The organism is Bradyrhizobium sp. Bra78 (genome assembly GCF_024519855.1).
Taxonomy (GTDB): Bacteria; Pseudomonadota; Alphaproteobacteria; order Rhizobiales; family Xanthobacteraceae; genus Bradyrhizobium; species Bradyrhizobium japonicum_G.
In genome coordinates this window covers 190,938-210,619 of sequence record NZ_JALJRE010000014.1, presented here as the reverse complement: position 1 = coordinate 210,619, position 19,682 = coordinate 190,938, and the positions used below count along the sequence as shown (strand labels likewise).

Sequence of the window (19,682 nt, the reverse complement as noted above, 5' to 3'; positions counted from 1 at the left end):
CCGTCTCGACGGCCAGCTCATGGTCGTCCTCGACGTCGATCGCGTCCTCGAGCTCAAAACCGAAGTGCAGATGGCTGCGTGAGCCCCAACAACATCGAAGCCGGAGAACCAAAATGAAAACGTGTTTGGTGGTCGATGATTCCAGCGTCGTGCGCAAGATCGCGCGCCGGATCCTGGAAGGCCTGGAATTCGAAGTCACCGAGGCCGAGGACGGCTCGAAAGCGCTCGAGATCTGCAAGCGGCAGCTGCCCGACGCGGTGCTGCTCGACTGGAACATGCCGGTGATGGACGGCTTCGAGTTCATGGGCCACATGCGCCGCCTGCCCGGCGGTGAGGAGCCCAAGGTCGTGTTCTGCACCACCGAAAACAACGTGGCTCATATCGCTCAGGCGCTCAGCGGCGGCGCCAACGAGTACATCATGAAGCCCTTCGACAAAGACATTATCGCCGACAAGTTCGCCGAAGTCGGCTTGATCCCGGTCGGACAAGCAATGGTCTGAGTGTGTCTGGCCCGAGTGCTTGGGCCAGAGTGTTCCCAGTACAGCTTCCGAGAGGCTATCCGTGACCCCGACCGAGTATGAGTATCTGCGTAAGTTCCTGAGGGATCATTCCGGGCTCGACCTGTCCGCAGACAAGCAATATCTGATTGAAAGTCGGCTGCTGCCGCTCGCCCGCAAGGCCGGGCTCTCCGGCATCGGCGAGCTCGTGCAGAAGTTGCAGGGCGCAGGATCGGGCGCGCTCGTCACCAGCGTGGTCGAGGCGATGACCACCAACGAGACCTTCTTCTTCCGCGACAAGGTCCCGTTCGATCATTTCCGCGACACCATCATGCCGGAGATCATCAAGGCCCGCGCCGGCCGCCGCAGCGTGCGCATCTGGTGCGCCGCCGGCTCGACCGGACAGGAACCCTATTCACTGGCGATGAGCCTGAAGGAGATGGGCGCGGCCCTGACCGGCTGGCGCGTCGAGATCATCGCGACCGACCTGTCGCAGGAGGTGCTCGAGAAGGCCAAGGCCGGCATCTACAGCCAGTTCGAAGTGCAGCGCGGCCTGCCGATCCAGATGCTGATGAAATATTTCAAGCAGACCGGCGAAACCTGGCAGATCAATCCCGAGCTGCGGGCGATGATCCAGCACCGGCAGCTCAACCTGCTGCACGATTTCGCCCAGCTCGGCACCTTCGACGTCATCTTCTGCCGCAACGTGCTGATCTATTTCGACCAGGACACCAAGATCAACATCTTCAACCGCCTGGCGCGCCAGATCGAGCCCGACGGCTTCCTGGTGCTGGGCGCGGCCGAAACCGTGGTCGGGTTGACCGACACGTTCAGGCCGATCCCGGAGCGGCGCGGCCTCTACAAGCCGAACGACCCGCGTGCCGCAGCCGCCAAGCCGGCACTCGCCGGCGCGGCGCCGCGCATGGCGGTCATGGCAGGACGATAGGCATGGTCGAGGATGGCAAGGGCGCTGAACGCGTAACTTTCAGTCGCGGCTATGATGTCTGCATCATGGCGATCGACGGCACCTGGCGCCGCGACTGCAAGCTCAATGCGATCTCCGACACCGACGCGATCCTCACCGTGGAAGGCTCGATTCAGGGGTTGAACCTGAAAGAGTTCTTCCTGCTGCTGTCGTCCACCGGCCTCGCCTATCGCCGCTGCGAGCTGGTGCGCGTCAACGGCGCCGAAATGGACATCCAGTTCCTGCGCGGCAAGAACCGGAAGAAGCGCGGCGCAGCCGGTGGCCGTGACGAGGCGGCCTGACCGTCACATGCGTCTCGCCGCCGTTTGCCGGGACGTTGGTTCATATTTGCTGAAACATCCCCCACAATTTGCCGTAGCGGCTTTACGCCGCCTAAGCGCGAGCCGTGTATCCATTGCCGGTCTCAATCTCAGGATACGGCAATGCCCAGAAGCTCACTCTCTCCCATCCCGTCCAACCTGCCCGACGGCGCCGAACGGCGTGCGCTTCAGCTCCTGGTGGTCGATGACGACGCCACGCAGCGCAGCCTGATCACGGTCGCCGCCAAGCAGGCCGGCCACGAAGTCACGGTGGCCCCGTCCGTGACGGAAGCGATCGAAAAGCTCCGTGCCGCCCGTTTCGACTGCGTGACGCTCGATCTCGTGCTGGAGGATGGCGACGGTATCGACGTGCTGGGCGAGATGGCAAAGGTGAAATTTGCCGGCGCCGTGATCGTCATCAGCGGCATGGACGGCAAGCGCCGCAGCGCCGCCCGCAACTTCGCCCGTTCGGTCGGGATCGAGCTCCAGAGCCTGCCCAAGCCACTGGATCTCGCGGCCCTGCGCATCAGCCTCGCCAATCTCGGCAAGACCGCGATGGGCCTGCCGGCGATCCACACCTGGGGTGGTGTCGCCACCGACGCAATCGTGGAACGGCACCGCGCCTGAGCCGCGAAGCTGCCATGCGATGATCCGGCCGCGCCGGCGCGCCGATCGCGATCTACACCGTGCTTCCGGTTTCCGACAGGCATTCCAGGGCGTGGCCAAGGCCCGCCCGGCAGGCGCCGAGGGCGGCGCTCGCCGTGGCGTACCGCGGCGTGACGTCGTCGAGAACGAAAACGTCCGCGGAACCTTCCTGATCGCTGCCGTGTTCTTGATCCGTGGCTGCGGCGATGCGGCGCATGCTGGTCTCGACCTGCACGATCAGCAAGCGAAGGTCGGCCGCAATCAACTGAAGGCTCTCGACTTCGGGCATTGCGGCCAGAGGCGACGTGTCGGCCAAATTTAGCATGGATATTCTCCGTCCCCTGCAATTAGGCGCCTTGCCGCTACTTGTGCGTTAAGTCCATGTCCCGTACAAATACGGGTGGGCCGAATCCGCGCCTAACGCCATAACGGTTGGCGCGGACGCGAGTCCTTCATGCCAACCGGATGTGGCACATGGCCGAACAAAGCTCTCGCGGTGAAATCTTCGTGGTCGACGACGACGCTGCCGTTCGCGACACCTTGTCGATGGTGTTGAAGGCGGCGGGCTATGAGGTGATCTGTTTTGCGGACGGCGCAGCCTTGCTCTCCGTCGCGCGAAGCCGCACACCTGCAGCAGTCCTGCTCGACGTGCACATTCCCGGCAAGTCGGGCCTCGACATTCTCAAGGAGCTGCACGGCGAAGACTATCCGGCACCGATCTTCATGATCTCCGGACAGGGCGACATCGCGATGGCGGTCGGGGCCATCAAGAGCGGCGCGCTCGACTTCATCGAGAAGCCGTTCCGCGGCAGCGAGATCGTCGGCCGGCTCGATGAGGCGATCGGCGCCTATGCACGCAGGCAGTCGGAGAACGCGGCGCCGAAGTTCGGCTCGCTCCATTTCCCCGGACGCGAGCCGTTGACGCGGCGCGAGCGCGAGGTGCTCGAGCAGTTCGCCGCCGGCGCATCCAACAAGGAAGCCGGTCGCACGCTCGGCATCAGCCCGCGCACCATCGAGGATCACCGCGCCAACATCATGAAGAAGCTCGGCGCGCGCAATGCCGCCGATCTGATCCGCATCGTGATGACCGCGGCCCAGCGCGCGTCGTAAGTCTTTCGGTGGAGTTTTCGTAGCCCGGCTCATCCGGGCTACGGAGTCCTCAAGCGCTCAACGCCTTGCGGATGATCCGCGCCAGATCCGATTTGCGATAGGGCTTCGCCAGCAGCAGAACGCCTGAATCCAGCCGGCCGTGATGGATGATCGCGTTCTCGGTATAGCCGGACGTATAGACCACCCTGAGATCCGGACGTGTCCTCTGCAGTTGGTCGGCGAGCTGCCGTCCGTTCATCTTGCCGGGCATGATGACGTCGGTGAACAGGAGGTCGAACGGTTTTCCGGCGGCGACGATTGCGAGCGCCTCCGCGGCGTTCGCAGCCTGCAACGTGACGTAGCCCAGCGAATGCAGCTGTGCCAGCACGTAGTCGCGCACCAGCCGGTCGTCCTCGACCACCAGGATCGTCTCGTGTCCGCCCTCGATGGTTGCCGGAATCACACCCTCGCCGACCGCCGTCGGCGTCTTGCCGGGCGGCAGGTACATCTTGATCGTGGTGCCGTGCCGTTCCTCGCTGTAGATCTTGATATGGCCCGCGGACTGCTTGATGAAGCCGTAGACCATCGAAAGCCCGAGTCCGGTGCCCTTGCCCGGCCCCTTCGAGGTGAAGAACGGATCGAACACCCTGGCCAGCATGTTGGCGGGAATGCCGCTGCCGGTATCGCTCACGGCGATCAGCACGTAATGGCCCGGCCGGACGTCGTTGACGCTGGCATAGATCTCGTCGAGATAGGCGGCGCCCGTCTCCACGATCAGCTTGCCGCCGCCGGGCATGGCGTCGCGGGCATTGAGCGCGAGGTTGAGGATCGCGGTGGTGAGCTGGTTGGGATCGACGATCGCGACGCAGTTCTCGTCCTCGAACACCGATTCGATCTGGATCTGCTCGCCCAGCGTCGGCCGCAGCAGTTTCGCGGTGTCGATGATCAGCGAGTTGATGTCGATCTCGCGCGGCTGGAGCGGCTGCTTGCGCGCGAAGGCGAGCAGGTGCTGGGTCAGATCGGCGCCGCGCGCGGCGGCCTCGTCGATCATCTTGGTGATGGCGGCAAGCTGCGGCTCCTTCTCGACCGCCTCCGCCAGGATCTCGATCGTTCCGGTGATGACGGTGAGGATGTTGTTGAAGTCGTGCGCCACGCCGCCGGTGAGTTGGCCGACCGCCTCCATCTTCTCGGCGTGGCGGATGCGCTCCTCGGCCGCGATCTTGTCGGTAAGGTCGCGGTAGAAGACGTTGAACAGCAGGCCCTCGCGGCGCTTCAGCGCGGTGACGCTCAGCTCGGCCTTGAACTCCTTGCCGTCGCGGCGGCGGCACATGAGCTCGCGGCGGCGGTTCAGCGTCCTGCCGTCCTCGCTTCCCAGGAAATGCTTCAGACCCGCCCTGACCCTTTCGCGTTCGCTCTCGGCGACGATCAGGTCGATCGTGCTCTTGCCGAGCACCTCGTCGCGGCTCCAGCCGAAGAGTTGCTCGGCCTGCGAGTTCCAGTTCAATATGCCGCCCATCTCGTCGGTCTGGACGAAGGCGTCGAGTGAGGTCTCGACGATGTTGCGGGCGAGCCGTTCGCTTTCACGCAGCGATTCCTGCGCGAGCCGCGCCTCCGTCATGTCGCGGCCGACGAAGAAGAAGCGCTTCGCCGGCTCGGACCAGCTGCCGAGCCAGGACAGCCAGACCTCGTGGCCGTCCTGGTGGAAGCAGCGGGTGTCGGCGAGCGTGGGACGTTCGCCGCGCCGCAGCGCGCGCATCTCTCCGCGCGACTGGTCGAGATGGTCGGGATGAATGAAATCGGCGCCGCTGCGGCCGATCATCTGCTCGGGCCGGTAGCCGAGAATGATTTCGCTGCTCGGGCTGATCTGCGCGATATGGCCGCGCGCGTCCATCACCATGATCAGATCCTGCGACGTATCGAAGATCTGCCGTCGCTCCTCGATCTGATGCTGCAGCACCCGCTCGGCCCGCCGCGCCTCGGTGAGGCTGCGCGCGGTGCCGGAGGCACCGACGATCTCGCCCGACGGCCCCTTGATCGGCGACAGGCTGAGCGAGATCTCCACTGGCGTGCCGTCCTTGCGCAGGCGCACCGTCTCGAAGCGTTCGATCGGCTCGCCTCTGGCGATCCGCCTCAGATAGTCCTTGCCCTGCTCGCGCCGGTCGGCCGGAACGATGATCGAGGTGGAGTTCCCGATCGCCTCCTGCGCCGAATAGCCGTAAAGGCGCTCGGCGGCGGGATTCCAGCCGGTGATGACGGCGTCGAGCGATTGCATCACGATCGCATCGTCGGACGATTCGACCGCGGAGCTGAACAGGCGCTCGCGCTCTTCATGATGGCTTCGGGCGGCCTCGGTGCGGCGATGCTCCTCGACCTCGCGTTCGAGGGCGGCCGTCTTCGCGCGCGTCTCCTCGACCATCCGGGCAAAAGCCCGGGCCAGCACGCCCGTTTCGCCGCTGGCATCGAGGGGAATGTCGGCGGACCGTCCGCTGCCGATGGCCTCCACCGCCGCGGTCAGACGTCCGATCGGGCGGGTCAGCGAGCGCGCCAGCAGCACCGCAAGTAAAGCTGCGCCGATCACGGCAAGCAGGCCGACCAGCGAAGAGGTTCTTTGAATCGCGGCCGGAACGCGGCCGAACACGGACGGCGGGACCGTCTCGATGATCGCCACCCACTCCTTGCCCGCAAGCATCGCCGGTGCGATCGCCGCTCCACTCGGACGGCCCGATCGATCGGTCATGAGCTGTGTGGATCCTTGCGGCAGGCCGGCCCGTGCTGCAAAGAACGGAAAGTCCTTGCGCCAATCGTTGGCGTGGCCATGAAATGAGCCGAATTCCTGCGCGCGATCGGGATGAACGAGATAATCCCCGCGCGAATTCACGACATAGATCTCGCCTCCGGCGCCAGCGGTCGTGCGGACGCGGTCGAGCGCCGGACGCATGTCGATATTGGCAATGATGATGCCGAACGGCTTGGCGTCCGGCGTGAACAGCGGCGTTGCGACGCGCAACGTCGGAATGTGAGGATCCGTGGTTCCCCCCTGCCGGGTGGCGAGATCGACCGGCGAAACATAGATGTCCCCCGGCGCCAGTCGCATCGTCGCCTGGAAATAGGGTCGCTCGCTCTTGTTCTCCAGTTCGTTGTCGGGAGCGATCCGTGCCGCCCCATTCGGACCGGAGCGATCGACGCGGACCAGTTCGCGCTGGTCGTGATCAAGGCCGATAATACGAAACTCGCCGTAGCTGGGCTTGGCCTCGATTTCGGCCGCGAGCCGTGCCGCGATGCGCTCGCGCCAGGTCTGCTCCGAAACGCCGTCGAGGGCGTCGATGCCGCCATTGATGTGGGCACGGATCAGGCCATTGATGGCTACGGCGGAGCGATAGCCGAGCAGGTCGCCGCGGGCTCCGGCGACGTAGGATTCAAGATGGGTGGCCAGCAGGCTCGACTGGGCTTCGATCCGCTCCAGGACGCGCGGAATGACGGCCTGGCTGATGTTGCGATAGCCCAGCCAGCCGACCGCGGCCACGGTCACCGCCACCAGCAGGATCATCGCGATGGCGAGCCGCGTTGCGAGCGTCATGGGGATATTCGTACCACGTCCCGAATGGTCGCGCCCGATCTGGCCCGCAGCGGATCGGATGCTGTTGTCATCGGCGCTCGGTGCTGACATCGGGAGCCTGCCGCGCCGCCGCGAAGCAGCCGTCGACCGCAGCGAGCAGGGCGTCGGGCGGGAACGGCTTCTGGAGGCTTGCCACCGCGCCGAGCTTGGTCGCCATCTTCAGGAAATCCGGCTCCGCATAGCTCTCAGGCGTGATCGAACGGCCGGAAATGACGATGATCGGAATGGCCGGGGCTAGCGCCCTTATGTGGCGCATCGCCTCCAGCCCGTCCATGCCGGGCATGAAGATGTCGAGAAACAGCAGGTCGAACCGGCCGGCCTCGAACAGCGCAATTCCCCTGCGGCCGTCGCCGGCGACGGTGACGTGATGACCGGCCCTCTCCAGGATCAGCCGGATCGTGATTTGAACGGCCGGGTCGTCATCCACGATCAGGATGTTGGCCACGTCTGAATTCCTCCGGGCCGGAGTGGGGCCTCCCCGCCGGCCGCAAATCAAACCATCAAAAATGAAATTGTTGCGCGGATTCCGCTCAGCCCGCAAGCACTTCGCGCGATTACGGGGCCCGGTCGGTCGCTGTTGCTTCGTGTCCCAATATATGCACGTTTGCGTGCATACCGGAAGGCTGAGTTCGGCACATCCGGCGACTTGCGACGTGTGGACGGCGTGTGAGAAGAGCGGACGGATATGCAGAGGAAAAAGCAATGACCAAGAAGAAAACGCCCGACCAGCTTCGCAGCGCGCGCTGGTTCGCGCCCGACGATCTCCGCTCGTTCGGCCATCGCTCCCGCGCCATGCAGATGGGCTACGCGCCGGAGGAGTGGAAGGACCGCCCGATCATCGCGATCCTCAATACATGGTCGGACGCCCAGCCTTGCCACATGCATTTCAAGTCGCGCGTCGACGACGTCAAGCGCGGCATCCTGATGGCCGGCGGCCTGCCGGTGGAGTTGCCGGCGCTGTCGCTGTCGGAATCGCTGCTCAAGCCGACCACGATGCTCTATCGCAATCTGCTCGCGATGGATGCCGAGGAGCTGCTGCGCAGCCATCCCGTCGACGGCGTGGTGCTGATGGGCGGCTGCGACAAGACCACCCCGGCGCTGCTGCTGGGCGCGACCTCGATGAACATTCCGGCGATCTATCTGCCGGCAGGTCCCATGCTGCGCGGCAACTGGAAGGGCAAGACGCTGGGCTCCGGCTCGGACGGCTGGAAATACTGGGACGAGCGCCGCGCCGGAAAAATCTCCGACAAGGACTGGCTCGACATCGAAGCCGGCATCGCCCGCAGCTACGGCACCTGCATGACCATGGGGACGGCCTCGACCATGACCGCGATCGCGGAAGCGATCGGCATGACGCTGCCGGGCGCTTCCTCGATTCCGGCCGCTGACGCCAACCACATCCGCATGGCCTCCGAATGCGGCCGCCGCATCGTCGAGATGGTGTGGGAGGATTTGACCCCGAAGACGATCCAGACCCGCAAGGCGTTCGAGAACGCGATCGCGGTGGCGATGGCGATGGGCTGCTCGACCAATGCGATCATCCATCTGATCGCACAGGCCCGCCGCGCCGGGCTGGACATCGGCCTCGACGATTTCGAGATCGCCAGCCGCAAGGTGCCCGTCATCGCCAACGTGCGTCCGAGCGGCGATTCCTATCTGATGGAGGACTTCTTCTACGCCGGCGGCCTGCCGGCCTTGATGGGCCAGATCAAGCCGCACCTGCACCTCGACTGCATGACGGTCACCGGCAAGACTGTCGGCGAGAACATCGCTGGCGCCGAGGTCCACAATGGCGATGTGATCCGCTCGGTCGACAATCCCATCTACAAGGAAGGCGCGCTCGCCGTGCTCAAGGGAAATCTGGCGCCCGACGGCTGCGTCATCAAGCCCTCCGCCTGCGCGCCGCGCTTCCTCAAGCACACCGGACCGGCGCTGGTGTTCGACGACTACCCGTCGATGAAGAAGGCGGTCGACGATCCCGATCTCGACGTCACCGAGGACCATATCCTCATTCTGCGCAATGCGGGGCCGCAGGGCGGACCGGGCATGCCGGAATGGGGCATGCTGCCGATCCCGACAAAACTCGTGAAGCAGGGCGTGCGCGACATGGTGCGCATTTCCGATGCACGCATGAGCGGCACCAGCTACGGCGCCTGCATTTTGCACGTCGCGCCGGAATCGTATGTCGGCGGTCCGCTGGCGCTGGTCCGCAACGGCGATCGCATCACGCTCGACGTGGCCGCGCGCACCATCAATCTCGACGTTCCCGAAGCCGAGCTCGACAAGCGCCGCGCCGCCTGGAAGCAGCCCGAGCGCCGCTTCGAACGCGGCTATGGCTGGATGTTCACCAAGCACATCAAGCAGGCCAATGACGGCTGCGACTTCGACTTCCTCGAGACCGATTTCGGCGCGCCGATCGGCGAGCCGTCGATTTACTAGAGAGCACGACATGACCAAACTCAGCGAAGCCACCCGCAACAAGCTCAAATCCGTTTCCACCGCTACGGTCGCCACCGCCTTGTTCAAGCGCGGCCTGCGCATCCAGATGATCCAGGATGTGCACCCCTTGGGCGCGGACCAGCCGACCATGGTCGGTGAAGCCTTCACGCTGCGCTACATGCCGGCCCGCGAGGATCTCAACACCATCGACGTCTTCAAGGATCGCTCGCATCCGCAGCGCAAGGCGGTCGAGGATTGCCCGGCAGGCAGCGTGCTGGTGATGGACAGCCGCAAGGACGCGCGTGCGGCCTCGGCCGGCGCGATCCTGGTGACGCGGCTGATGAAGCGCGGTGTCGCCGGCGTCGTCACCGACGGCGGTTTCCGCGATTCCGCCGAGATCGCGAAACTCGGCATCCCCGCCTATCACCACCGCCCGAGCGCACCGACCAACCTCACGCTGCACCAGGCGATCGAGATCAACGTCCCGATCGGCTGCGGCGACGCGCCGGTGTTTCCCGGCGACGTCATCTTGGGCGATGCCGACGGCGTCATCGTGATCCCCGCGCATCTCGCCGACGAGATCGCCAACGAGACCTTCGAGATGACCGCGTTCGAGGATTTCGTCACCGAGGAAGTAGGCCGAGGTCGCGGCATTTTTGGTCTTTATCCCGCGACCGATCCGCAGACGCTCACCGACTTCGCGGAATGGCGGAAGAGGAACGGGCGGTAGTTGGTTTGACGGTGGAGGGTGTGGCTACACCCCGGCCTCCGCCATCCCTGCCGCCCACAGCGCGAACGCATAGACGATCGCGACCTCATCGAGCCGGTCGAAGCGTCCCGAGGCGCCGCCGTGACCGGCGCCCATGTTGGTGCGCAGGAGAACCGGGCCGCCGCCGCTCATGGTGGCGCGCAGGCGCGCGATCCATTTGGCTGGCTCCCAATAGGTGACCCGCGGATCGGTCAGCCCGCCCATCGCCAGGATCGCGGGATAGTCTTTCGCCGCGACGTTGTCGTAGGGCGAGTAGGACAGGATCGTGCGAAAATCCTTCTCGCTCTCGATCGGATTGCCCCATTCGGGCCATTCCGGCGGCGTCAGCGGCAGCGTGTCGTCGAGCATGGTGTTGAGCACGTCGACGAACGGCACTTCGGCGACGATGCCCGCGAACAATTCGCCGGCGCGGTTCGCCACCGCGCCCATCAGCATGCCGCCGGCCGAGCCGCCATGGCCGACGATGCGTTTCGCGCTGGTGTATTTCGCATCGATCAGCGCCCGCGCGCTGGCGGCAAAATCGTCGAACGAATTGGTCTTCTTCTCGCGCTTGCCGTCGAGATACCAGCCCCAGCCCTTGTCGGCGCCGCCGCGGATATGGGCGATGGCGTAGACGAAGCCGCGATCGACCAGCGACAGCCTGTTGGCGCTGAACGAGGCCGGCATCGCCATGCCGTAGGAGCCGTAGCCGTAGAGCAGCAGCGGCGCCGCGCCGTCGAGCCTGAGCCCGCGGCGATGGAGAATCGACACCGGCACCTCGGCGCCGTCCTGCGCCTTCGCCATGATGCGCGTCGTGACGTAGTCGGCGGCGTTGTGGCCCGACGGGATCTCTTGCCGCTTGCGCAAGGTGCGCGTGCGCCCGGTCATGTCATAGTCATAGACTTCCGACGGCGTCGTCATCGACGAATAGGCGAAGCGCAAATTCGTCGTCTCGAACTCGTAGGAGCCCATCGTATCGAGCGAGTAGGCCGCTTCGTCGAAGGCGATGGCGTGTTCCACGTTTGAGGCGAGGTCGCGGATCACGATCGACGGCAGCGCATTGGCGCGCTCCAGCCGCACCAGATGGCCGGCATAGAGATCGAGATCGATGATGTAGATGCCGGGACGGTACGGGATCAGATCGCGCCAGTTCTTGCGCTCGGGAGAGGCGAGCGGCGCGGTGACGATCTTGAAGTCAATGGCGTCGTCGGCATTGGTGAGGATGAAGAGCTGGTCATCGCGGTCGGCGAGCGAATATTGCACGCCCTCCTCGCGCGCCGCGACCAGGCGCGGCGGCGCCTCCGGGTGAGCAAGATCGATCAACCGCTGCTCCGACGTCTCGTGATCGCCGCCCGCGATCACGCAGAACCGGCCGCTGGTGCTCTCGTGCAGATGGGTGAACCAGCCGGAATCCTGTTCCTCGTAGACGAGCGTGTCGTCGGCCTGCCTGGTGCCAAGCTTGTGCCGCCACACCTGCATCGGCCGGTGATTGTCGTCGAGCTTCACATAGAAGAAGGATTTTGCATCCGCGCTCCAGACCACGCCGCCATCGGTCTCCTCGACGAGATCGTCGAAATCCTTCCCTGTGGCCCAGTCGCGGACGCGGATCGTAAAATACTCCGAGCCCTTGGTGTCGGCGCTCCAGGCCTGCAGCTTGTGGTCGTTCGAGTGGCGGCTGCCGCCGAACTTGAAGTATTCGTGGTCCTTGGCGAGTGCATCGCCGTCGAGCACGATATGGCCCTCGCCGCCGTCGCGCGGCATGCGGCCGAACAGCTCGTGCTGCCCGCCTTCGCGGAATCTGCGGAAATAGGCGAACGGACCGTCCGGCGACGGCACGCTGGAATCGTCCTCCTTGATCCGTCCGCGCATCTCGCGCACCAGCATCTTCTGCAAGGACGAGGTGTGGCCGAGCAGGCTCTCGGTGTAGACGTTCTCTTCATCCAGATATTTGCGGATGTCGGGATCGAGTACCTTCGGGTCGCGCAGCACCTCCTGCCATTTGTCGTCCTTCAGCCAGGCGTAATCGTCGGTCACGGTGATCCCGTGCCGCGTAAAGGAATGCGGCCGGCGCGGGGCGACGGGGGGCTGGGAAGGTGTTTTGGAGTGCGTCACTCGATCCTCATTCAGATGCGTCGGCGTTCTTTCACCTCTCCCCGCTCGCGGGGAGAGGTCGGATTGCATCTTCGATGCAATCCGGGTGAGGGGGACTCTCCGCGAGTTCAACTCTCACTACCCTTGCTGAAGCAGCCCCTCACCCCAACCCTCTCCCCGTAAGAACGGGGAGAGGGAGAAGGAAGGCCGCTGCGTTGCCTCTTATATCGTCCCGATTCCTCGAATTGCCAGCGGCACCACACCAAGTCGCCGGGTTGTTGATGCGCTGCTTCTATGCTTTAGGGGCCATATCTCCGCCGCCGGTCCAGCCTCATGCTGTTCAACTCGTACCCGTTCATCCTGTTGTTCCTTCCCATCGTTCTGGCCGGCTATTTCTGGCTGGGGCGGCGCAGCAATCTGACGCCGGTGATCTGGCTGGCGGCGGCTTCGCTCGCCTTTTACGCCATCGGCAACTGGCAATTCGTCGCCCTGCTGCTGGTCTCGATCGCGTTCAACTATGGCGTCGGCCATCTCCTCATCGTGGCGAAGCTCGACCCCATGCAGCGCCGAGCGGCGCTCGCGCTTGGCGTTGCCGGCGATCTCCTCGTGCTCGGAATCTTCAAATATGCCGGATTTGTCGCCGAGAACGTCAATGCGCTGGCCGGGACGCATGTCGCGCTTGATATCCTGCTGCCGGTCGGTATCTCCTTCTACACCTTCACCCAGATCGCGTTCCTGGTCGATGCCTGGCGCGGCCAGGTCGCGGCCTACGCGCTGCCGCACTACGCGCTGTTCGTGACGTATTTTCCGCACCTGATCGCGGGCCCGATCCTCCACCACAAGGACATGATCCCGCAATTCGAGCGCGAGGAATCCAAGCATCCGGACGGGCATCTGATGCTGTGCGGTATCATCATCTTCGCGATCGGCCTGTTCAAGAAGACCTGCCTTGCCGACGGCATCCAGCCGCTGGTCGCGCTCGCCTTCGAGGCGCGCTCGCCGAGCTTCGACCAGGCCTGGCTCGGTGCACTGGCCTATACGTTCCAGCTCTATTTCGACTTCTCCGGCTATTCCGACATGGCGATCGGCATATCGCTGATGTTCGGCATCTTCCTGCCCGTCAATTTCAACTCGCCCTACAAGGCCACCAGCATCGTCGAGTTCTGGCGCCGCTGGCACATGACGCTGTCGCAATTCTTGCGCGACTATCTCTACATTCCGCTCGGCGGGAACAGGCACGGCCGGGTGCTGCGTTACGTGAACCTGTCGATCACGATGCTGCTCGGCGGGCTCTGGCACGGTGCGGCCTGGACGTTCGTGGTGTGGGGCGCGCTGCACGGCGCCTATCTCTGCATCAACCATGCCTTCAGCGCGCTGGTGCCGAGCGTTCCGAGGCCTCTTGCGCGCCCGGTCCGCATGGCGGGGGCGGCGCTGACGTTCCTTGCCGTCGTCGTCGCCTGGGTGTTTTTCCGCGCCGAGCGCATCGATTGGGCGCTGCGAATCCTCGGCGCCATGGCTGATCCCGCGAACATCGCCTTCGGCCGTGACGAGATCGCGGCGCTGGTGCAGATCACGATCTACGCTGCGCTGGTGTGGCTGGCGCCGAACACGCAGGGAATCATGGGATATGACCACGCCAATCGCCGGGTCGGTGAGAGCCTGAGGGCAGGGCGCATGCGGTCGCTGTTCCTCTATGCCGCGTCGCTCGTGCTCGCGTTCGGGTTTCTCGGCATCCAGAGCCACAGCGAATTCATCTATTTCCGGTTCTGATGCAAAGCGCATTCACATATTCGGGACGTGTTCTCCTCGCGAGCGTCGCGTGCGTCCTGGGCGCGGCCGCGCTCACCTTCGTCGTCGATCCGCTGCAACTGTTCCGCTCCTCGCGTCTCGCCCCGGCTTTCTATTCCGACGACACGCGGGTGCAGAACGCCGGGCTGATCCGCAGCCAGTCGTTCGACACCGCCTTCATGGGCACCTCGCTCGCGATTCACTTTCGCCAGAGCGACATCGATCGTGCGCTCGGCGTCCATTCGCTCAAGCTGGCGATGACCGGATCCAATTCGCGTCAGCAGGGCTTCGTGCTGGAGCAGGCGATCGATCACGGCGCGAGGCGCGTGGTCTGGGCGATGGACGATTTCATTTTTGTCGATGCGGCCGGCATCGAGGCCGATCCTTATCTCGCCGTCGATCTCTATCGCGGGACGGCAAAGGGGATCGCGTCCTATCTGTTCAACGCGACGATGGCGAAGGAATCCCTGTTCGCTCTGCTGCGGTCGGTTCCGCCGCTGCGGGGCCCGCTGGGCCGGGTGGCGCCGTTTCTCCCCGTCAAGTTTGCGCTGTCCGACGTCGACGACATCTACGCGCTGCCGCGGGATTTCGAGGTCGCACGTGGCTACAATGCGAAAAGGACGCTCGCGGCCTTCGCTTACATCACCGATCCCGTGCGCAGCCGTTTCCTCGGCGAAGGCTACGGCTACGACGCCATGGTGCGGCATTTCGAGCACGATGCCGTCGGCCTGATCGCGCGCCATCCGGACGTGACCTTCGACATCTACTTCCCGCCTTATTCGATCCTGCAATTCGTCGCGATGCGCGACGCCTCGCCGGCGACGCTGAAGATCGTCACAGATCTCACGGCCTTCATCGCACAGCGCCTGACGCAGCTTCCCAATGTGCGCTTGTACGATTTCCGCGCGATCAAGGCGGTGACGCACGACCTCGACAATTACGGCGACGTCATCCACCATTCGCCGGTGATTGATGCGAAGGTGCTGTCGTGGCTGGCGCGTGGAGAGTACAGGGTCGACCCGAAGGCGCCGCTGGCGTCGCTGAACGAGCTGAAGGCGCAGGTCGAGGCGTATCGCGTCGAGCACTGATGTTCCCCTCTCCCCTTCTTGTGGGAGAGGGTGGCTCGCCGCAGTCGCGGCGAGACGGGCTATCTAACCGCGAGTCCATTTCGCAATTGAGATCGCGGAAGGCAACCCCTCATCCGGCGCTTCGCGCCATCTTCTGCCACAAGGGGAGCAGGAAAAAAGACGCCTTACACCGCCACCTCTTCGCCGAGATACGCGACCGCTGCTTCGAGCCCGCCCTTGCCGTGCGGGATCTTCAGCGCGTTCAGGCCGATCTCGATGACCCCTAACGTGCCGAGCAGCATCGGCGCATTGACGTGGCCCATATGGGCGATGCGGAAGGCCTGTCCCGAGAGTTCGCCGATGCCGGTGCCGAGCACGACGCCGCACTTCTCCTTGCAATAGCGTTGCAGGATTGCCGGATCGTGGCCATTACTCATGGTCACCGTGGTGACGGTGTTGGAGCGCTCATGGGGTTCGGCGACGTTGAAGCCGAGCACCTGGCCTTCCGACCATGCGGACACCGCGCGGCGCGCGGCTTCGCCGAGCAGGCTGTGGCGGCGGAAGGCGTTTTCCAGCCCTTCCTCGTGCAGCAGGTCGATCGCCTGGCGCAGCGCGAACAACAGATGCACCGGCGCGGTGCCGGCATATTTGCGGTAGTTCTCGGTGCCCTCGCGCTCGCTCCAGCTCCAATAGGGCGTCGACATGTTTGCCTTCTTGTGCACTTCGAGGGCGCGCGCGTTGGCCGCGACGAAGCCGAGGCCGGGCGGCGTCATCAGGCCCTTCTGCGAGCCGGACATCGCGACGTCGATACCCCATTTGTCCATCTCGAACGGCATGCAGCCCAGCGATGCCACGGTGTCGACCATGTACAGCGCGGGATGGCCAGCCGCCTTGATCGCCTTGCCGATCGCCTCGATGTCGTTCTGCACGCCCGAGGCCGTATCGACCTGGACGACGACGACGGCCTTGATCGTGTGCTCCTTGTCGCGGCGCAGGCGCTCCTCGACCTCGCTCGGCCGCACCGCGCGGCGCCAGTCGCCCTTGAGCACCTCGACCTCGGCGCCCATCAGCGCCGCCGCATTGCCCCAGCCGATCGCGAAGCGTCCGCTCTCCAGCACAAGCACCTTGTCGCCGCGCGACAGCACGTTGCTGAGCGCCGCTTCCCAGGCGCCATGACCGTTGGCGATGTAGATGTAGGACTTGCCCTTGGTCGCAAACAGCTTCGAGATGTCGCTGAGCAGGCTCTCGGTCAGATCGAGCATCTCTTTGGAGTAGATGTCGATCGCCGGACGATGCATCGCCCGCAGCACCTCGTCGGGCATCGTGGTGGGCCCGGGGATGGCCAGAAACTCCCGGCCCGCGCGAACGGTCATTGCTGTTGGTCCTTGTTGCTTGAGAACAGGATTGTGGGTCGCTGATTTTTGCTTTTACGCGTGCCTGGCATCCAAGAAAAGCGCGCAAAATGCAGGTCTGGGGCTCTACCTCTTCGTTTCCCGGCAGCCGGCGGCTTCCGCCTCCTCCACCGAGCAGAACCAGCGGGTGCCCTTGCTGATCTTCATCTTGATCTGGGTGTACCAGCGGCTGGTCGGCTGGTGATAGATGCACTCGCCGGCGGTGTTGACGTTGCCCTTGATGGTGCAGTCGGGTGAGGGCGCGACCGGCCCCGAGGCCGAGGCAAGCAGCACCGCATGCGCCCCGTCGGGCGGCTTGGTCGCGCCAAGGATTGTTGTCTTCTTGTTGCGCACGCGCCAGTCCCAGGGCGCGATGAAGGCGCCCTGCCACATGCCGGCCCTGGCCTCGCGCGCGGCCTTCTCGTCCGCCTCATAGTCGTGGGACATTCGGGTGTAGGCCAGTGCCCAGCCGCTGCGAACCAGCCATTTCTGGATGTCCTCCCCGCCGACCTCGCAGCGCGCCACGGTGCGGCCGCGCCGATCGATCGCCCTCGCATGGCAGACCCAGTTCTTGCCCTCGGCGTATTTGGCGAGCTCGTCGCGGGCTGCGATGCCGCAGGTCCAGCGCTCGCGCTTGGTGTTGAGGCACAGCTGGTCGACCGCGGGCGCGTCGATGCCGCCGAGCCTGATCCGCGTATTCCCGATGACGACGGAATCGCCCTCGCGGACCTTGGCCGTGCCTGTGATGTCGGCGGCCTCGGCCGGCGACGGCAAGCCGGGCAAGGACAAGGCGAGCAATGACAGCGCAATCAGGGATTTTCGCAACATGCCGGTCCGCGTGTTCAGGACAATCTCGATAAGCCGCGCAATTGTGGTCGGCTTTTGTCCGCCCGGCCAGCGCCTGCCCAACAGATGGGCTTTCAACTTCCCGTCATTGCGTGATGGCCACCGATGAAGAAGCGTTGCGCTGCGTCCGGGGCACGAGACCATCTCACCCCTGCCCCATCATCGCCTTTCGCGCCACCGCCAGTCCCATCAGAACGAACGCCGACGTCACTTCGGGCCCGCCGACCAGGATCCGTGTCGGCGTCTTCATCTTGTTCCATTCATAGGCGCGGAACGGACCACGGCGGCCGCCTTCGCCAAGGCTCGCGACGATCACGTTGAGCGCCGGCGCAAAGGCACGCGGGTCGGCACCGAGATGACCGAGTGCGATCAGGGCCAGGGCCGCATCGAACACGTTCATTTCGCCGGCCATCAGCTCGCCCTTGACGTAGGAGAGCACGCGGTGGCGGATGAAATCGAAATCGCCGTCGGGATCGATCACGGCCTGCGCTGCCAGCGGCAGCGCCAGGAAGGCGGCGTAGCAGCGGCCGAAATAGGCGCTGTAGAGCTCCGGCAGATAATAGATGTGCGAGCGCGGATTGGCGAAGGCGCCGCTGGCGGCCAGCCGCTTCTGGAAGCCGATGATGCGATGCACGATCGCAAGCCGCGCCGGCGTCTCCAGAACCTTCCAGCGCGCCAGGTTGCGAAAGCTGACCTCGAGAATGTCGAGATTGAGCGTCGGATCGAGATCGTTGCCATAGGGGCGCTCGCCGTTGAGATTGTCGATCCAGGTCGCAACGCCGCCCTCGTAGTCGATATTGTCGTTGATCGGCACGGTCACGCGCGGCTCGTTGACGCCGGCGCGCACCTGATAGCCGGCGTAGAAATCCAGCAGCGGCTGGTCGATGATCGGATCGGTGCAGCCGGCCTGCGTCGCTGCCGAGATCGAGCACGCCGTGGTGTCGCAATCCGGCACGTAGACGCCGAAACCGAGATCCTGCTTGATCTGGGCGAAGTAGCGCGAAAAACGCGGATGCGGCGCAGGCGCGAGCGCGGTGATGACGTTGAACCGCGCGCCGCCGCTGCCCTCGACCTCTTCGCGGCTGATGTTGACGCAGAAGTCCACCATGTCGGCGATCGCGCGTTCGGCCGCCATCTTGTCGGCGGACGAGGCGAGCCCGGTCTCGACGAAGCTCAGCAGCGCCTCGATGAAGAACGCGTCGTAATAGGCCGAGCGGTGACGGATCTGCACCGGCTCCCACATCGGTTCGGCAATACCGGTCCAGGGCGGATTGACGACCGCGCGCGCCGGGGAGCGCGCGATGAAGACGCGGGCGAGGTTGAACAGCAGCGAGGAGTTCTTGTAGCCGCGCGCGTTGAGGCCCGTGAGCGCCATGGTCAGCTCGCGCCCGCGGAAATCGGGATCGCCGATCAGGTTGAAGGCGGCATAGGTCGGCAGGAAGCCGTTCCTGCGGTACGAGCCGAGCAGATGCTGCGCGCAATCGCGGATCACGCCGTCGATCTGCGATGGTTGCGGCGCCGTGCCGACGAACATTGCCGGCGGCGGCTTGGGATGGTCGAGCGCGATGCCGTCGACGAGATCGGCGACGGGCTGGCCGATCGCGGTCCAATCGGGCTCGGCCTCGTCGCGGGCGCGCACCAGCGCCTCGCGCAGCCGGGCCAGTTTCCCTTCGTCGCGCAGCTCGGGCAGGCCGGCCCGGCGGAGCAGCAGCCGCAATGCGGGATTGCCCAGCGCTGTTTTGTAGAATTTGGCCAGATGCAGATCGCCGCTGGCGGGGCCCGACAGGACGGGATCGCAGACGTCGTAAAGCGAGGGGCCGTCCTTCCGCGCCGTCAGCGCCCGGCAGGCGGCGCCGGCAAAGTAATGAAAGCTCATGAAATACCTGGTCGCGGGGCATTGGCCGGGGGCCGGCCGGCACGCTCCCAGCCGCGCGCCACCCCCTGCAAGTCGTTGAAAAAGCTACCCGGATTCGCAGGAAATACAAATGTGATCGCAGTCACGGAAAAACCCGGCACGAACGCTGCATGATCGGGCTCCGGAAGGTTACGGGGACGCAGAAAACGGAGACTTTTAGGCGGATAAATTAGCTAATGTTGTCAGCGACTTAGTTCTAATTTTGGGCAATCTATTGCGGGGCACACTATATCCCGTTAAAGGTTTGTTTGGTGCGGCGCCGCAAA

The 19,682-nt window shown here is 64.7% G+C and carries 16 protein-coding genes and 1 pseudogene; 10 read left to right on the top strand and 7 right to left on the bottom strand.

Features of this window, described 5'->3' with window-relative positions:
* The 5 genes and pseudogenes from OC450_RS27950 to OC450_RS27930 form a co-directional block, all read left to right on the top strand.
* Nucleotides 1–82: pseudogene (locus tag OC450_RS27950) on the top strand (chemotaxis protein CheW); the annotation flags it as partial.
* 31 nt (nucleotides 83–113) lie between these two features.
* Nucleotides 114–500 (top strand): PleD family two-component system response regulator, encoded by a 387-nt coding sequence (locus OC450_RS27945; RefSeq protein WP_211387191.1) that lies wholly within the window; start codon nucleotides 114–116, stop codon nucleotides 498–500.
* Between the two features lie 61 nt (nucleotides 501–561).
* Nucleotides 562–1,443, top strand: coding sequence for a CheR family methyltransferase (locus OC450_RS27940; RefSeq protein WP_211387192.1), 882 nt, complete (start codon nucleotides 562–564; stop codon nucleotides 1,441–1,443).
* 2 nt (nucleotides 1,444–1,445) lie between these two features.
* Nucleotides 1,446–1,763, top strand: a complete 318-nt coding sequence (locus OC450_RS27935; RefSeq protein ID WP_211387193.1) for a PilZ domain-containing protein — start codon at nucleotides 1,446–1,448, stop codon at nucleotides 1,761–1,763.
* A 141-nt stretch (nucleotides 1,764–1,904) separates the two neighbouring features.
* A complete protein-coding gene (locus OC450_RS27930; protein WP_262049044.1) occupies nucleotides 1,905–2,408 on the top strand; it encodes a response regulator in 504 nt (167 codons plus the stop codon).
* A 52-nt stretch (nucleotides 2,409–2,460) separates the two neighbouring features.
* Here OC450_RS27930 and OC450_RS27925 read toward each other — a convergent pair whose 3' ends face one another.
* Nucleotides 2,461–2,751 (bottom strand): hypothetical protein, encoded by a 291-nt coding sequence (locus tag OC450_RS27925; protein ID WP_211387195.1) that lies wholly within the window; start codon nucleotides 2,749–2,751, stop codon nucleotides 2,461–2,463.
* 149 nt (nucleotides 2,752–2,900) lie between these two features.
* Between OC450_RS27925 and OC450_RS27920 the strand changes: the two genes are divergently transcribed.
* Nucleotides 2,901–3,536: a response regulator transcription factor gene (locus tag OC450_RS27920; protein ID WP_106946755.1), complete on the top strand. Its 636-nt coding sequence runs from the start codon at nucleotides 2,901–2,903 to the stop codon at nucleotides 3,534–3,536.
* A 49-nt stretch (nucleotides 3,537–3,585) separates the two neighbouring features.
* Here the strand turns inward: OC450_RS27920 and OC450_RS27915 are convergent, their stop codons facing one another.
* Together OC450_RS27915 and OC450_RS27910 are read right to left on the bottom strand one after the other, a co-directional pair.
* Nucleotides 3,586–7,182 (bottom strand): PAS domain S-box protein, encoded by a 3,597-nt coding sequence (locus OC450_RS27915; RefSeq protein ID WP_262049043.1) that lies wholly within the window; start codon nucleotides 7,180–7,182, stop codon nucleotides 3,586–3,588.
* On the bottom strand, nucleotides 7,160–7,576 hold the full coding sequence (locus OC450_RS27910; RefSeq protein ID WP_211387197.1) for a response regulator: 417 nt from the start codon (nucleotides 7,574–7,576) through the stop codon (nucleotides 7,160–7,162). The genes OC450_RS27915 and OC450_RS27910 overlap by 23 nt, the downstream gene beginning before the upstream one ends.
* 257 nt (nucleotides 7,577–7,833) lie before the next feature.
* Between OC450_RS27910 and araD the strand changes: the two genes are divergently transcribed.
* Both araD and OC450_RS27900 read left to right on the top strand, forming a co-directional pair.
* Nucleotides 7,834–9,570 (top strand): L-arabinonate dehydratase, encoded by a 1,737-nt coding sequence (gene araD / locus OC450_RS27905; protein ID WP_262049042.1) that lies wholly within the window; start codon nucleotides 7,834–7,836, stop codon nucleotides 9,568–9,570.
* 10 nt (nucleotides 9,571–9,580) lie between these two features.
* Nucleotides 9,581–10,300: a ribonuclease activity regulator RraA gene (locus tag OC450_RS27900; protein ID WP_211387199.1), complete on the top strand. Its 720-nt coding sequence runs from the start codon at nucleotides 9,581–9,583 to the stop codon at nucleotides 10,298–10,300.
* A gap of 24 nt (nucleotides 10,301–10,324) precedes the next feature.
* On the opposite strand, the gene OC450_RS27895 is transcribed toward OC450_RS27900, so the two are convergent.
* Entirely contained in the window at nucleotides 10,325–12,430 is a 2,106-nt protein-coding gene (locus OC450_RS27895) for a S9 family peptidase (protein WP_262049041.1), read from the bottom strand.
* 312 nt (nucleotides 12,431–12,742) lie between these two features.
* On the opposite strand from OC450_RS27895, the gene OC450_RS27890 reads away from it, so the two are divergent.
* Together OC450_RS27890 and OC450_RS27885 are read left to right on the top strand one after the other, a co-directional pair.
* Entirely contained in the window at nucleotides 12,743–14,179 is a 1,437-nt protein-coding gene (locus OC450_RS27890; protein WP_262049040.1) for an MBOAT family O-acyltransferase, read from the top strand.
* Complete coding sequence (locus tag OC450_RS27885; RefSeq protein WP_211387202.1) at nucleotides 14,179–15,285, top strand: hypothetical protein; 1,107 nt, start codon at nucleotides 14,179–14,181, stop codon at nucleotides 15,283–15,285. Before OC450_RS27890 ends, OC450_RS27885 begins: the two co-directional genes overlap by 1 nt.
* 164 nt (nucleotides 15,286–15,449) lie before the next feature.
* Here OC450_RS27885 and OC450_RS27880 read toward each other — a convergent pair whose 3' ends face one another.
* From OC450_RS27880 to OC450_RS27870, 3 genes are all read right to left on the bottom strand, one after another.
* Nucleotides 15,450–16,637 (bottom strand): pyridoxal-phosphate-dependent aminotransferase family protein, encoded by a 1,188-nt coding sequence (locus tag OC450_RS27880; RefSeq protein ID WP_211387203.1) that lies wholly within the window; start codon nucleotides 16,635–16,637, stop codon nucleotides 15,450–15,452.
* A 105-nt stretch (nucleotides 16,638–16,742) separates the two neighbouring features.
* Nucleotides 16,743–17,483, bottom strand: a complete 741-nt coding sequence (locus tag OC450_RS27875) for a thermonuclease family protein (protein ID WP_211387204.1) — start codon at nucleotides 17,481–17,483, stop codon at nucleotides 16,743–16,745.
* A gap of 163 nt (nucleotides 17,484–17,646) precedes the next feature.
* A complete protein-coding gene (locus OC450_RS27870) occupies nucleotides 17,647–19,377 on the bottom strand; it encodes a hypothetical protein (protein ID WP_211387205.1) in 1,731 nt (576 codons plus the stop codon).
* Nucleotides 19,378–19,682: the final 305 nt, after the last annotated feature.